A 14,209-nucleotide genomic window follows, 5' to 3' on the forward strand; every position below is an offset into this window, starting at 1 on the left:
TTAATGACAGTATACGTAGAATAGCATTGCCGCTCGCATAACTTGCACAGGGAGAGTCAGGTTATTCATCACAGACAGCGGGAGTGATTTTCTGTTTGTTTCAACTCAATCGGCACAATGTCGATGCAATCGCGCAATGCGCAAAATTGTTGTTACAGCAATAGGAGGTTGGTATGGCAGACACGGTAAACAAGACTCTGGATCCGCAAATTAATCGACGCGGTTTCCTGAAGGGTTGCACAATGGCTGCGGCAGCTCTGGGACTTTCAGAAACCATGATCCCCAAGCTGGTCGAGGCAGCAACAACAGCCCAGCGCCCTCCGGTGGTCTGGCTGCACTTTCAGGAATGTACCGGATGCACCGAAACTTTGCTTCGGGGTTCTCACCCGGATCTTTCCCGCTTGATCCTGGACATCATTTCTCTGGACTATCATGAAACTGTCATGGCTGCCGCCGGCCATCAGGCAGAGCAGTTGCTGCACGAAACCATCAAGAATCATGAAGGAAAATTCGTCCTGATTGTTGAGGGCGCTATTCCTCTGGCAGAAGATGGGATCTACTGCAAAATCGCCGGCAAAACCGCCAAGGATATTCTGGCGGAAGTGGCTCCCAAAGCCGGCGCCGTTATTGCAATAGGTGCCTGTGCCGCCTTCGGCGGTGTTCAGGCCGCAGCTCCAAATCCAACCGGCGCGGTAGGCGTCAATAAGCTGGTGACGGATAAACCCGTCGTCAACATACCCGGTTGCCCGTTTAATCCGATTTCACTCCTCGGTACAGTACTCCACTATCTGACATTCAATCGACTTCCCGCTCTCGACAGTCTTGGCCGTCCGACCTTTGCCTACGGCAGGAGAATTCACGATCATTGCGAAAGACGTCCTCATTTTGACGAGGGTCGTTTTGTCGAACAGTTTGGAGATGAATTTCACAAGCAGGGATACTGCCTCTACAAGGTTGGCTGTAAAGGCCCCAGCACCTTCTCCAACTGCCCGTCAGTTCGCTTTAATGATGTAGGCGTATGGCCCGTAAGTGTTGGTCATGGCTGTATCGGCTGCACTGAGCCAAAATTCTGGGATACGATGACTCCCTTCTATGAAAGACTGCCCAATGTTTCGATTCCAGGCACAGGTATTGTAGGAGATGCCGACAGCGTCGGCCGCAAGGTTCTCGGCGTCACTGCCGCAGCTGTTGGTATCCATGCCGCCGTAGGTATCGGCAAAAAATTGGTCAAGGGCAAAGACAAAAGCGGAGAAGAGGCATAAATCCTCAATCCCACGAAGCAACGACATGAAGCAATACCGGATCGAAAGCCTATCTGACATTGACAACCGCTTTTGATTCTATCTTATTTTAGGAGGTTCGACACATGGCTCAACGAATCACCATTGATCCTCTCACCAGGATCGAGGGGCACTTGAGAGTAGACGTGGAAGTTGATGGGGGTGAGGTTAAAAAGGCATGGTCATCGGGTCAGATGTTCCGTGGCATTGAAACTATACTTCAGGGACGTGATCCCAGAGATGCCTGGCATTTTGTGCAGCGTATCTGCGGTGTCTGCACCACGGTGCACGCTCTGGCATCCGTACGCGCCGTAGAAGACGCGCTCGGCCTTGAGATTCCCAAAAACGCACAATATATCAGGAATCTGGTGCAGTCCATTCATGCACTGCAGGACCATATCGTTCATTTTTACGCACTTTCCGCTCTGGACTGGGTAGATGTTGTTTCCGCCCTTGATGCGGATCCGGTCGCTACTTCAAAGCTTGCCGAGACCCTTTCGGACTGGCCGGGCAATAGTTCAAAGAGGTTCCAGGCTGTGAAAGACAAGCTCAAGGGACTCGTGGCCAGTGGTCAGCTTGGTCCTTTTGCCAATGCTTACTGGGGACATCCGGCAATGAAGCTGCCGCCGGAAGCCAACCTAATGGCAGTTTCGCATTATCTCGAAGCCCTCGATTACCAGAGAAAAGCAACCCAGGCACTGGGAATTATTTCTGGTAAAAATCCTCATATTCAGAATCTTTCCGTTGGCGGGGTAACCGCAGCCATCAATCTCAACAATGATTCCACCCTGAATATGGAGAGGCTCTACTTTGTCAAACAACTGGTCGAGGAAGTGCGTGGATTCATCAACAACGTCTACCTCTCTGATGTAGTTGCCGTCGGCGCCCTTTATAAAGACTGGCTCCCCTACGGCGCAGGCGTCACTAACTACCTCGCCGCACCGGATATGTTCCTCGACTCCGCAGGTACTCAGTTTGATCTGCCCGGCGGCACCGTCATGGACGGCGACCTCGGCACCGTCAAACCTTTTACCAGTATCAGCGATGAATACTTCAAGTCCAACGTTGAGGAGTCCATCGCCCGAGCATGGTATGATGGTGACTGGTCCAAGAATCCGTTTGAAGAAGACACCGTTCCCAAGTATACCGATTTCCAGGATGAAGGCCGCTACACCTGGCTGAAAGCCCCGCGCTTCCAGGGCAGACCGATGCAGGTTGGTCCTTTGGCGCAGCTTGTTGTCGGTTACGCCCAGGGACATGAAATGACGGTTAAGGCCGTTGACGGTGCACTTTCCAAAATCAGTGCGGTAGCAGGCGTCAATGTCGGGCCCGAGATCCTTCATTCCACCATAGGACGTCATGCCGCGCGCGCTGTTCGTGCCTCGATGATGGCAGATCTCGCCCTCAAACACTGGGATCTCCTCGTGGATAATGTTGGCTCAGGCGACACTGAAATCTTCAATCCTCCCACCTTTCCTAAAGGTGAGCAAAGAGGCGTCGGCGTACATGAGGCTCCTCGTGGTTTATTATCTCACTGGATTATTATTCAGGATGGTAAAATCAAGAATTACCAATGTGTTGTGCCTTCTACCTGGAACGGCGGCCCGCGTGATGCGGAAGGTCAGCCCGGTCCATATGAAGCCTCTCTGGTGGGCAATCCTATTGCCGATGCGGAGAAGCCTCTTGAGGTTCTGAGAACCATCCATTCTTTCGACCCGTGTATTGCCTGTGCAGTTCATATGCTGGATCCGGAAGGTAAAGAGGTTGTCAAAGTTAAGGCCCTGTAAGGCTATATGAACCTTTTTTACCCGGATCAAACCGCAAGGAGGTAAATATGACGTACGAAAAGAAAAAATGCTGGAGCGTCTTGCTGCGGCTCTACCACTGGGCCTTTGCGCTGTCTATCGTCGCTCTGGTGACAACAGGCTTATTCATTAATACGCCGTGGACCAATACTCTGCAGTATGATACCTGGTCAGTGACCTGGATGCGCTATATCCACTTTGTCTCCGGATATGTGTTTACTGCAGCGGTACTTACTCGAATCTTTCTCTATATTTTTGGCAACGCTCAAGAAAGAATCACCGATGCTTTACCGATAACAGGCAGAAATATCAGGAACTTCGGCCGGACTCTGTTGCATTACAGCTATATCAGCAGCGAACACGATGACCGCTTAGGCCATAATGTCATTGCCGGACTTACCTATCTGGTTACCATAATCGCAGCTGTATTCATGATGATCAGCGGGTTCTATCTGCTTTTTCCTGAAACCGCCGCCTGGCAGGGCTGGGGTACCGCCATTTTTTCCAGCCAGCAGAATGCCAGATTCATCCACCACCTGCTGATGTGGTGGTTCATGATCTTTGCCTTAATCCATATCTATCTGGTTTTATGGAATGATCTGACTGAACCGGAGGGATTAGTTTCATCTATATTCACAGGTGATAAATTCAAGCACAAAAAAGTCTGAAAATAACGGGGTCGAGCTTCGCATCCAGGGCATCGTCCAGGGTGTAGGGTTCCGCCCCTTTATTTACAACTTGGCGACACAACTTAAAATCTCCGGTACTGTCAGCAATACCAGTGCCGGAGTTTTTATTCGGGCCGTAGCCGATAGTAGTACTTTGGAAATTTTTATCTCCAGAATTCATACTGAAGCGCCACCCCTTGCCCAAATCCTAGCTCTCGACGTTGTGCCGTTTGACCCGGCGCTACTTTCTTCTTCAGACTTCCATATACTTGCCAGTGAGGCCGGCAGCTCATCCTCTACCGCCATACCGCCTGATATTGCCGTTTGCAGCGACTGTCTGGATGAGCTTATCTCTCCGGATGACAAGAGATACGGCTATCCTTTTATCAACTGTACCAACTGTGGTCCGCGGTTCACCATCGTGGAAACCATTCCCTACGACAGGCCGAAAACCTCAATGAAGGTTTTTCCCATGTGCCCTGACTGCACCACAGAATATAATGATCCTGCCGACAGACGATTTCACGCCCAGCCCAATGCCTGCCCGCGCTGCGGCCCGCAGATCAGCTGGCATGATGCTGCCGGTAATCTTCTTTCCCGCGATAATCCCGTCTGGGAGGCCACTGCCGCTCTGCAGCAGGGAAAGATTATCGCTATGCGCGGACTCGGCGGCTTTCATCTCGTCGTCGACGGCTGCAGCGAAGAAGGCGTAGCCACGTTGCGCCGGCGCAAGAACAGACCGACCAAGCCTCTGGCCATAATGGTCAAGGACATGACGGCGGTTGAAAAATTATGTATTATCGGCGCCCACGAGAAAGAAGAACTCGATAGTCCACAGCATTCGATCGTTCTCCTGGAAAAAAGAGAAAACGATGCCACTCTGGCCCCCAATCTCAGTCCCGGAGTATGCGATCTCGGCATCATGCTGCCCTACACCCCGCTGCATCACCTGCTCTTTCAGGAGGAAGACTGCCCTGCCGCCCTGGTCATGACCAGCGGCAATGTAAGTGGCCGGCCCATCTGCATTTCCAACCAGAGCGCCCTGTCCGAACTCAACGAGATTGCCGATTTTTTTCTTCTCCACAACAGGGAGATACTCACTCGTGTTGATGACTCGGTCACCAAAAAACTGAACCACAAGATGCGTCTTTTTCGCAGAGCCCGCGGGTATAGTCCCTCGCCGCTGTTACTCGCTCATAGTCTCCCGCAGGTTCTGGGATGCGGTGGTGGCTTGAAATCTACATTTTCTCTGGGCCGTAATAATCTCGCATTTGTCAGTCAGCATATCGGCGATCTCTTCAACCTCGAATCCTTCGACTTTTATATTGAATCGATCAACCATTACAAAAGGGTATTTGAAATCGAGCCTGAACTGGTGGTACGTGATCTTCATCCCGATTATATGAGTTCACATTTTGCCGAAGAACAGGGTCTCCCGGTTTATACAGCTCAGCATCATCACGCCCACGCCGTTGCAGTCATGGCTGAACATCATATCTCCGAGGAAGTGCTTTCAGTCATCCTCGACGGTACAGGATATGGCACAGACGGCACTGTCTGGGGCGGTGAGATTCTGCTTAATGATTTAACCGGTTTTCAACGGCTCGGCCATCTGCAACCCCTTTCGCTTCCTGGTGGCGACAAGGCGGCTGAAGAACCCTGGAGAATGGCGCTCTCGGCGCTGTATCACACCTTTGGCAGGGAATGGCTTTCGGAGAAAAATCTACCCCCGCTGTTGCGCACCGTCAACCCCTCTCAGCGCCAAATTATCCTCGAGATGGTGGAAAACGGGTTTAATGCACCGCTGACATCGAGCTGCGGCAGGTTGTTTGATGCTGTCGCCGCCCTCCTTGATCTCCGCTTGAAAAGCGATTATGAGGGACATGCCGCCATGGAGCTTGAGGCCGCGGCCATGAAAGCCCTGCTACCCGGATGGAAGGAACAGTTGAATATGACTATGGCCCTTCCTTCAACATTTTCGACATTTGACGCGGGTAAATGGGAGATTATTTCCTCGGAATTTGTTAAGGTGATACTTGTCAAACGTAGACAAGGTTTTACAGCATCGCAGATCGCTCTTGATTTCCATTTTGAGCTGATATGTGCCATATCAAAGCTCGTCAAAACGCTTTCCATCCAGCATAATACCGATAAGATCGTTCTTTCCGGCGGCTGTATGCAGAACCGTCTGCTGATGGAGGGCTTATTTCATACTCTGGAAAGAGAAGAACTGCAGGTCTTCAGCGGTGAAAAAGTACCGGTGAACGACGGCGGCATTTCTTTCGGACAGATACTCATTGGAGGTTTACAACATGTGTCTCGCAATTCCCATGAGGGTGACCAAGGTGGCCGGCAATCCTGAAGATTTCACCACTGCTCAGATTGCAATGGTCGATGCCGACGGCATCGGCAAGGAGATTCGGCTGGACGTGGTCGACAGGTGGCCTGAGATCGGTGATTATGTGATCATTCATGCCGGCTTCGCCATCCATACCCTCGAAGAAAAGGAGGCCAAGGCCAATATCGAACTTATTCGGAAAATGGCGGAGTCAATGCCGGATGAACTTCTACGCTGAGAGGATAACTCGATGAAGTATGTTGATGAATTCCGCAACAGCGCTCTGGCTAAACCTCTGCTCAAAGAGCTTAAGAGATCCTGCACCAGACCTTTGCGGGTTATGGAGGTCTGTGGTTCACACACCATGGCCATTTTCCGTAACGGCATCCGCTCTGTTCTGCCGGAGGGATTCGAGCTTATTTCCGGACCGGGATGTCCGGTTTGTGTCACTTCCGCCCCCCATATGGACGCCTTTATCGCCATGGCGGATCTTCCTGGAGTGAGAGTAGCTATATTCGGCGATCTTTTCCGTGTTCCCGGCACAGAGGGATCGCTTGCCGAAGCCAGCAGCCGCGGTGCCAAGGTTGATATTGTATATTCTCCCATGGATGCTCTTGATCTGGCGGTTAACCATCCCGACGATTTCGTGGTTTTCCTGGGTGTCGGTTTCGAAACCACAACACCGGGCATCGCCGCAACCATACGGGCGGCTGCAGTACGAAATATTTCGAACTTCTCGGTTTTTTCGACACACAAGGTCATGCCGCCTCCACTCATCGCCCTGCTGGATGACCCGAACCTGAAAATAGACGGCCTGCTTTGCCCCGGCCACGTTTCCAGCATCATCGGTGCCAAAGCCTACCAGCCGCTGGTCGATAAATACAATCTTGCCTGCGTGGTCGCCGGTTTTGAAACCAACGACCTGCTCAACAGCTTGATCCTGCTGGCCCGGCAGATCGGCAGCGGTAAGGTTTCCGTAGAAAACACCTATTCCAGAGCGGTAAGCTGGGAGGGCAATCCCCGGGCCCTGAATATGGTGGCTGAGGTCTTTGAACCGATTGATATGGAATGGCGCGGACTTGGCGTCATCCCGGGCAGCGGCCTCGGCATCCGCGAAAAATACCGCGCCTTCGATGCGGAAAAACGGCTTGATATCACGCTGCCCAAGGCGGAAGAGCCCAAAGGCTGCCGTTGTGGCGAGATTCTCAAGGGCATAAATGTGCCGCCGGAGTGCCCTCTTTTCAACAGCCGGTGCACACCTTCGACTCCCATTGGGCCCTGCATGGTTTCCAGTGAGGGAACCTGCGCGGCGTATCATAAATATGGCAGGTAATGATGGTTGATCACAGGAATTCAGCGAAATCGGCACTCTAACAGTAATCAACGAGCGGAACTAAAGACATGTCTCAAAAAACAATATTGCTGGACCATGGCAGCGGCGGTATGGCCAGCCAGGATCTGATCGGAAACCTCTTCCTTAAATATCTTGACAGCCCCATTCTCCACGGTCTTGAGGACAGCGCGATTTTGGAAAATCAACCGGGAAAATTGGCATTTTCCACCGACAGCTACGTGGTCGACCCCATCTTCTTCCCGGGCGGAGACATCGGCAAGCTCGCCGTGCACGGCACCATCAACGACCTGGCAATGCGGGGGGCCAAGCCTCTGTGTCTCAGCCTGGCCCTGATCCTGGAAGAGGGCATGGATATGGGTGATCTTGAAAAAATCATCGCCTCCATCGCCGCCGCCTGCAAGGAGAGCAATGTTCCCGTGGTCACCGGCGATACCAAGGTTGTCCCCAAGGGCAAGGGGGATAAAATTTTCATCAACACCTCCGGCATCGGCATAGTAGCCGAAGGAGTCAATATCTCTTCACTCAATGCCCGAGCCGGCGATAATATTATTCTCTCCGGTACCATGGGAGACCACGGGATCACCATCATGACCCGGCGTGCCGGTATTTCCATGGAAGGCAAACTCGAAAGTGACACCATGGCCCTCCATACCATGGTGCAGAGGCTGCTTGGCGAAATTCCTCTGGGTATCCACACCATGCGTGACCCGACCCGTGGAGGCGTCGCCACCTCGCTCAACGAGATAGCCGCCAACAGCGGGCTGAGTATTGAGTTGAAGGAGGAAGATCTTCCGGTTACCCCTGAGGTGCGCGCAGCTTGCGAAATCCTCGGTCTGGAACCGCTCTACCTCGCCAATGAGGGAAAATGCCTGGTCGTGGTCAGTGCGGAGAAAACGGAGCAGGCTCTTGCAGTGATGCGCAGCTGCAGGGAAGGCAAAGATGCCGTAGTGATAGGAAAAATGAGCGAAGGCAAGTCGGGAAGGGTGGTCATCAATACCCCCATCGGCGGTTCACGAGTGGTTGCACCGCTGCATGGCGAGCCTCTCCCGAGGATATGTTAACCCCCGTAATCTTTTATTGTGTACATATATGAATACAACCCCAAAAAAAATAGGGATAGTAGGTATCGGCAACCTGATCTGCGGAGATGAAGGATTTGGTGTTCACACAATTCGCTATCTTGAGGAACATTATATCTTTCCCGACAACGTTATCGTTCAGGATGCCGGAACTGCAGGAATCTATCTTTCACCCTTTCTTGAAGAATGCGATCCTGTTTTAGTCATCGATGTCGTCGATATCGATGCCGAACCGGGATCCATACATTTTTACAGCACGGAAGATGTCAAGATGGGCAACATCCAGACAAAGATGTCTCCTCACCAGCTGGGTCTTTTGGAAATCCTCGAGATCTGCAAGCTCCGCGACGCCGCCCCGGAATGTGTCGAATTCTACTGCGTGGTACCCAGGGATCTGGAGACCAGCATGGAACTCTCCGACGTCGTCGCCCCCAGGGTTGCGGAGATCGCTGCAAAGCTGCTGGCACGCCTCGAAAAGATGGGGGTTAAGGTAGAGAAACGACACGAGGATGGTTGATGCGATGCATGAAATTTCTTTAGTTCAAGGTCTTCTCCAACAGCTGGCCGAGCTGGCCCGGGAAAACAGAACGACCAAGGTCGTTTCGGTCACCATGGATATCGGCCCGCTTTCCGGCGTGGTCGAGGACTCTTTCAGGTTCGGCTTCGACATCCTTTCCAAGGAGGACGATCTGGTGAGCGGAGCCACACTGATAATAAGCACAACACCGGTAACCTACAGGTGCTGTCAATGTAATTATAGCCATCAAACCAGCGGCACACGACCAGACTGCTGCCCGGAATGCGGAGAACGCTTTCTCCTAGCCGAGGGCGGCGACGAGCTGATACTGCAGAAGGTGGAAATGGAATGATTTTCCTCATACAACAAACAGAAGGATATGATTATGTGTGATACATGCGGATGTCCCTCCCCAACGGACCACTCTCATACCAAAACCGTTGATGTTCATGAAAGCCTGTTTGCCGCCAATGAGGCACTGGCAAAAAGCAACAGAGAGCATTTTGAAAAGGCCGGTGCGCTTGCCATCAACCTTATCAGCAGCCCCGGTTCCGGAAAGACCACCCTGCTTGAGCATACCATCGAAGCACTGACCGGAGAATTGAAGATCGGCGTCATCGAAGGGGACATCGAAACCGAACGGGATGCAGAAAGGATTCGGGCAAAAAACGTACCCGTCGTCCAGCTGACCACGGGCGGAGCGTGTCACCTCGACGCCGCTATGACCCATAAGGGGTTTCATCAGCTGCAGCAGGAGTCGGGGGGGGATTCGCTGGATCTTCTCTTCATCGAGAATGTCGGCAATCTTGTCTGTCCCACCAGCTTTGATCTTGGCGAGCATCACCGTATCGTGCTGGTTTCGGTGCCGGAGGGTCCAGACAAACCTTCAAAATATCCGAAGGCATTTACCAGTTCCGACACTTTTCTGATCACCAAAACGGACCTGCTGCCCTATTTTGATTTTAAAGTGGAAGATGCCAGCGGAGATGCCCTGCTGCTTAACCCCAAACTAAAAATTCTGGCCTTTTCGGCAACCTCCGGAGAAGGATTTGAGGCATGGCTCGACTACCTTCGCAATCTGGTCGCCGAATTCAGTAAATAGTCTTCGCTTCTCTCACAGGTGCCTGTGCCTTGCTTGTGCATGGGCCCTGTGATCCCTGCAGATCCTTCAGGCACTGCGCATACTTATCCCTCCTGCATTCTCCGTATCCGGGCAAGCAGCTCCCGGCCACCGTTTTCCAGAATGTATTCTCCCACTTTTTCACCTATATCAAATGCCTTGTCACGGGGCCCCCGCAGTCTATGCTTGATTATTTCCTGCCCGTCAAGACTGACAAGACCTCCCTGCAAGGTTAACTGACTACCCTTAAGAGTTGCCAAACCAAAGGAGGGTATGGAGCAGCCACCTTCCATTTTATGCAGGAAGGCACGCTCGGCCAGAAGACAGGCCTCGCTTTCTTCATCGTTGACACACCTTCGCACCTGCTCTCTTTTTTCAGAGGAGAGAGAGGAAGCAGCCTCAACGGCGATACAGCCCTGGCCCACTGGCGGGATAAAGATGGATTCGGGAAAGACATGGACGATCATATCCTCATATCCCATTCTTTTGACTCCGGCATAGGCCAGCAGGAGAGCATCGCAATCACCGGCACGCATCTTGGCAATTCTGGTCTGCAGGTTTCCCCGCATATCGACGGTCCGTAGGTGCGGATAAAAATGCTTCAGCAAAGCCACTCTTCTTACCGAAGACGTCCCTATGGTCAAGGGACGGCTGCTCTGGGTAATATCGATATCCTGCAGATCGCTGACCAATACGTCGTTTACCTGTTCCCTGGTGGTGAAGGCAATCAGCTCAAACCCTCGGGGCAGATTGGACTGCATATCCTTGGCACTGTGCACGGCAATATCGGTAATTCCGGTGGCCAACTGCTCTTCAAGCTCTTCGGTAAATACTCCCTTGCTGCCGATTTTGGCAATCGAGGTGTCGAGAATCTTATCACCTTTCGTTTCCATTCCGCTGATTTCAGTGTCTATTCCTTCCTTATGCAAAGCTTCGGCAACGGTTTCGGTCTGCCACATGGCCAGTTTACTCTTTCGTGTACCTATCCTTATCGTGGTCATTGATTGCACCTTCTCCAATAAATGAGTATAGTATGATCCGGTTCAAAGCTGAGCAGTATTTTAAGAGTCTTGTTCAACCCGGATTGAAAAAACAGTAAAACAGATGTTCCATACCATATTCCTGCCGTTTATGGAATTCCAAGATATTACCAGCCCGGAAATCAAACTCTTTAAATATATCCTCCTCGCAACTTGTAGTTCGTCCGGGGAGTATAGATATCACCCAAAAGTAATAACCTGCAGCAACTATATATGCGCTTTCTAGTTTATAATATTCGATATGCCACCGGTCACAACAACGGTTATCACCTGCCGTTCCCCTATTCCGGTTTTTTCCGATCAACACGCCGCAAGCTTGATGAAATTATTGATTTCATCGGTTCTTACGCCCCCGATGTCATAGGACTGATAGAGGTCGATTCAGGATCATACCGCAGCGGTAGAAGCTGTCAGGCTGAAGCGATAGCCCAGGCTCTGGGTTATTCGCATCTGGTCGAGACCAAGTACGGCGACAAATCACTTACCAGAAGGGTGCCGGTCCTCAACAAACAATCCAATGCCCTTCTAACCCGTCAGGATGTTGTAAAACACCGGTATCACTATTTCGACGAGGGCATCAAGCGTCTGGTGATAGAGGCGGAGTTCGATTCAGTCGTCTTTTTTATCGTCCATCTCTCCCTCAAATTCCGTCACCGCCAGAACCAGCTGCAGCGACTCCATCAATTGGTTAAATCCACCAACAAACCGGTAGTCATAGGTGGTGATTTCAACACATTCTGGGGCAGCAATGAGCTGGAGCTTTTTCTTGCGGCCACAGGTCTGTGCAGCGCCAATCCGGATGGACTTCCCTCGCATCCCAGCCATGCGCCCCACCGACAGATCGACTTCATCCTGCACAGCAGCGAGCTTGAAGTCAGTAAATTTGCCATTCCCGACGTTCAGCTCTCCGATCACTCCCCCCTGATCTGCGATCTTGACTTCACGGAGTCCTTCTGCAGTATAGCCTGAGCTCCTCAAGAAAGAGGAAGCAGTATTTCAAAGGAGGTACCCACCTCCAATGTGCTGGTTACGGCAACCCGGCCTCCATGCGCCTCAACCACCGCCCGTACATAATTCAGGCCCAGCCCCAGCCCGGGTCGGCTCCGACTCCTATCTCCGCGAAACAGCCTCTCCCAGATGCGTTCCTGTTCGTTCTCTGAAATGCCCATGCCGTTATCTTCGAAAATGACGGTTACGCCACCCTCTCCAGTTCGCATCGAGATTCTGACGTATCCCCCTTTTCTGCCGTATTTTATGGCATTGTCGACTATATTGGCCCAAACCTGAGTTATTCGCATCCTATCGACTTGTATGATAATCTGCGGATCAATATTCATCTGCAGTTCGATATTCTTTTCATCCGCCACATATTCGTAAAGGCTGAATACATCGGAAATTGTCGAGTAGAGCTGCACTGGTTCCCTGCTGAGTCGCATTGTTCCGGATTCAGCTTCGGCAACACTCATCATGATGCCGAGCATCGACAGCACCCGTTCCGACTCTTCCAGGCAGTCGGAGAGGGCTTCGGCAAGCTTTTCCGGAGAATTCTGCTGCAGGCCGTACTCGGCGACGGAACGCAGTCTGGTCATGGGAGTCCTCAAGTCATGGGCCACATTATCGAGCGATTCCTGCATTTCCTGGATCAGCCGCCTGTTTCTGCTAGTCAGGCCATCAAACAGCTGATACAGCCCGGCAGCTGCATCATCGTCATAGTCTTGCCGCGGTTCTTCATTCTTCTCGGTGATTTTTCTCAAGTAGTCCTCCGCCCTGCGCAGAGGCACGAGACTTTTCCTGCGGCTGATGGCGGTCAGAACACCTGCCATCACCAGAGACAAGACGGCCATGATGAAAACTGTTCTCAGCAAATCGGAATAAAGATCAACGATGTCTGGGTGTTTTCTTCCGGCCTGGACCATAAAACCGTTGCCGAGACTGATGGACTGCACCGTCCACTGCCCCTTTCGGGAGGTATCTCGTAAGGATATCCACTGTGCCGAGCGCAGGGGATCAAGGTTGACGAGGCCTTCAAAATCCACCTTTAAATCCGGGCTGTCGGAATAAAAAAACTGCTGGTTTTCACTGATCAATCTGACGAAATTCAGACCGTGAAGGACTGTGCCCCCTTCACCCCTCGCGGTAAGAATCAAAGGATCAATTGAGCGCTGCTGCAGATATTTTTCCAGCCGGCCGCTTACATCATCACGGCAATATTCCTGTAGTTCTTTTCTGACCAGAAGCAGCACGACCGCAAGAGAAAGCAGAAAGACCAGGGAAAGAAAACAGAAAAGAGAAAGATAGCCGGCGGCAAAATGACGGCCGGACCTATTGTGGTCTGAGGACATACCCCATTCCCCTGACAGTATGGATCATCTTGCGTGGAAAGTCCTTGTCCACCTTGTTGCGCAGGCGACACACCAGAACATCGACAACGTTGGTTTGTGGATCAAAGGCATAGTCATACACCTTCTCCAGTATGGATGTTTTAGAAAGAACCACATCCGGATTTCGCATCATATACTGCAAAAGAGCATATTCCTTTGCCGGCAGTTCGATTTTTTTATCGCCCCGGTATATCTCATGTCTGAGAAGATCCATACGCAGTTGTCCCACCTCCAGCAGAGTGGAGTTGCTGTTGGATCTGTCGCGCCTGATCAGCGCCTGAAGACGGGCCAGCAGCTCACTGAAGGAAAAGGGCTTGATCATGTAGTCGTCGCCTCCTCTCTGCAGTCCCTGAACCCTGTCGTCAACAGATTGCCTGGCACTGAGTATCAACACCGGAGTCTCTACTTGCCGCCGCCGCATCTCCTCTATTATGCTCAGGCCATCCAGACCGGGCAGCATGATGTCCACCACAGCGGCATCATAAGGATTGGTCAGCGCCAGCGAAAGTCCAGTATTGCCTTCGCCGGCTGAATCAACAAGAAAACCCGATTCTTTCAGTCCCTTCTCGATAAACGAGGCGATTTTCTCATCATCTTCGATTAACAACACCCGCATTGACACTCCCT

General features: G+C 51.8%; 14 protein-coding genes. 11 read left to right on the forward strand and 3 right to left on the reverse strand.

The features are described from left to right. Positions 1-173 precede the first annotated feature (173 nt). The 10 genes from JWG88_RS19150 (at position 174) to hypB (ending at position 10,143) form a co-directional block, all read left to right on the forward strand. Positions 174-1,262: a hydrogenase small subunit gene (locus tag JWG88_RS19150; protein ID WP_205235402.1), complete on the forward strand. Its 1,089-nt coding sequence runs from the start codon at positions 174-176 to the stop codon at positions 1,260-1,262. A 104-nt stretch (positions 1,263-1,366) separates the two neighbouring features. Continuing rightward, a complete protein-coding gene (locus tag JWG88_RS19155) occupies positions 1,367-3,067 on the forward strand; it encodes a nickel-dependent hydrogenase large subunit (RefSeq protein WP_205235403.1) in 1,701 nt (566 codons plus the stop codon). A 47-nt stretch (positions 3,068-3,114) separates the two neighbouring features. Then, complete coding sequence (gene cybH, locus JWG88_RS19160; protein WP_205235404.1) at positions 3,115-3,753, forward strand: Ni/Fe-hydrogenase, b-type cytochrome subunit; 639 nt, start codon at positions 3,115-3,117, stop codon at positions 3,751-3,753. Next, positions 3,725-6,115: a carbamoyltransferase HypF gene (gene hypF, locus JWG88_RS19165; protein WP_205235405.1), complete on the forward strand. Its 2,391-nt coding sequence runs from the start codon at positions 3,725-3,727 to the stop codon at positions 6,113-6,115. Before cybH ends, hypF begins: the two co-directional genes overlap by 29 nt. Further along, positions 6,066-6,329 (forward strand): HypC/HybG/HupF family hydrogenase formation chaperone, encoded by a 264-nt coding sequence (locus JWG88_RS19170; protein WP_205235406.1) that lies wholly within the window; start codon positions 6,066-6,068, stop codon positions 6,327-6,329. The genes hypF and JWG88_RS19170 overlap by 50 nt, the downstream gene beginning before the upstream one ends. Before the next feature lie 12 nt (positions 6,330-6,341). Then, positions 6,342-7,424, forward strand: a complete 1,083-nt coding sequence (gene hypD, locus JWG88_RS19175) for a hydrogenase formation protein HypD (RefSeq protein ID WP_205235407.1) — start codon at positions 6,342-6,344, stop codon at positions 7,422-7,424. Between the two features lie 68 nt (positions 7,425-7,492). After that, a complete protein-coding gene (hypE, locus tag JWG88_RS19180) occupies positions 7,493-8,506 on the forward strand; it encodes a hydrogenase expression/formation protein HypE (protein ID WP_205235408.1) in 1,014 nt (337 codons plus the stop codon). Between the two features lie 28 nt (positions 8,507-8,534). Further along, complete coding sequence (locus JWG88_RS19185; protein WP_205235409.1) at positions 8,535-9,041, forward strand: HyaD/HybD family hydrogenase maturation endopeptidase; 507 nt, start codon at positions 8,535-8,537, stop codon at positions 9,039-9,041. A gap of 4 nt (positions 9,042-9,045) precedes the next feature. Then, positions 9,046-9,393 (forward strand): hydrogenase maturation nickel metallochaperone HypA/HybF, encoded by a 348-nt coding sequence (locus tag JWG88_RS19190; RefSeq protein ID WP_205235410.1) that lies wholly within the window; start codon positions 9,046-9,048, stop codon positions 9,391-9,393. A gap of 33 nt (positions 9,394-9,426) precedes the next feature. Further along, positions 9,427-10,143, forward strand: coding sequence for a hydrogenase nickel incorporation protein HypB (hypB, locus tag JWG88_RS19195; protein WP_205235411.1), 717 nt, complete (start codon positions 9,427-9,429; stop codon positions 10,141-10,143). An 83-nt stretch (positions 10,144-10,226) separates the two neighbouring features. Here the strand turns inward: hypB and hemC are convergent, their stop codons facing one another. Continuing rightward, on the reverse strand, positions 10,227-11,162 hold the full coding sequence (hemC, locus tag JWG88_RS19200; RefSeq protein ID WP_205235412.1) for a hydroxymethylbilane synthase: 936 nt from the start codon (positions 11,160-11,162) through the stop codon (positions 10,227-10,229). Positions 11,163-11,414: 252 nt separating this feature from the next. Between hemC and JWG88_RS19205 the strand changes: the two genes are divergently transcribed. Then, the gene (locus JWG88_RS19205) at positions 11,415-12,170 is read left to right on the forward strand and encodes an endonuclease/exonuclease/phosphatase family protein (protein WP_205235413.1); all 756 of its coding nucleotides are present in this window, start codon (positions 11,415-11,417) and stop codon (positions 12,168-12,170) included. A gap of 5 nt (positions 12,171-12,175) precedes the next feature. Here JWG88_RS19205 and JWG88_RS19210 read toward each other — a convergent pair whose 3' ends face one another. Both JWG88_RS19210 and JWG88_RS19215 read right to left on the reverse strand, forming a co-directional pair. After that, a complete protein-coding gene (locus tag JWG88_RS19210; RefSeq protein ID WP_205235414.1) occupies positions 12,176-13,543 on the reverse strand; it encodes a sensor histidine kinase in 1,368 nt (455 codons plus the stop codon). Then, complete coding sequence (locus tag JWG88_RS19215) at positions 13,524-14,198, reverse strand: response regulator (protein ID WP_205235415.1); 675 nt, start codon at positions 14,196-14,198, stop codon at positions 13,524-13,526. The genes JWG88_RS19210 and JWG88_RS19215 overlap by 20 nt, the downstream gene beginning before the upstream one ends. Positions 14,199-14,209: the final 11 nt, after the last annotated feature.

This window comes from Desulfopila inferna, assembly GCF_016919005.1.
In the GTDB taxonomy this organism is placed as follows: Bacteria; Desulfobacterota; Desulfobulbia; order Desulfobulbales; family Desulfocapsaceae; genus Desulfopila_A; species Desulfopila_A inferna.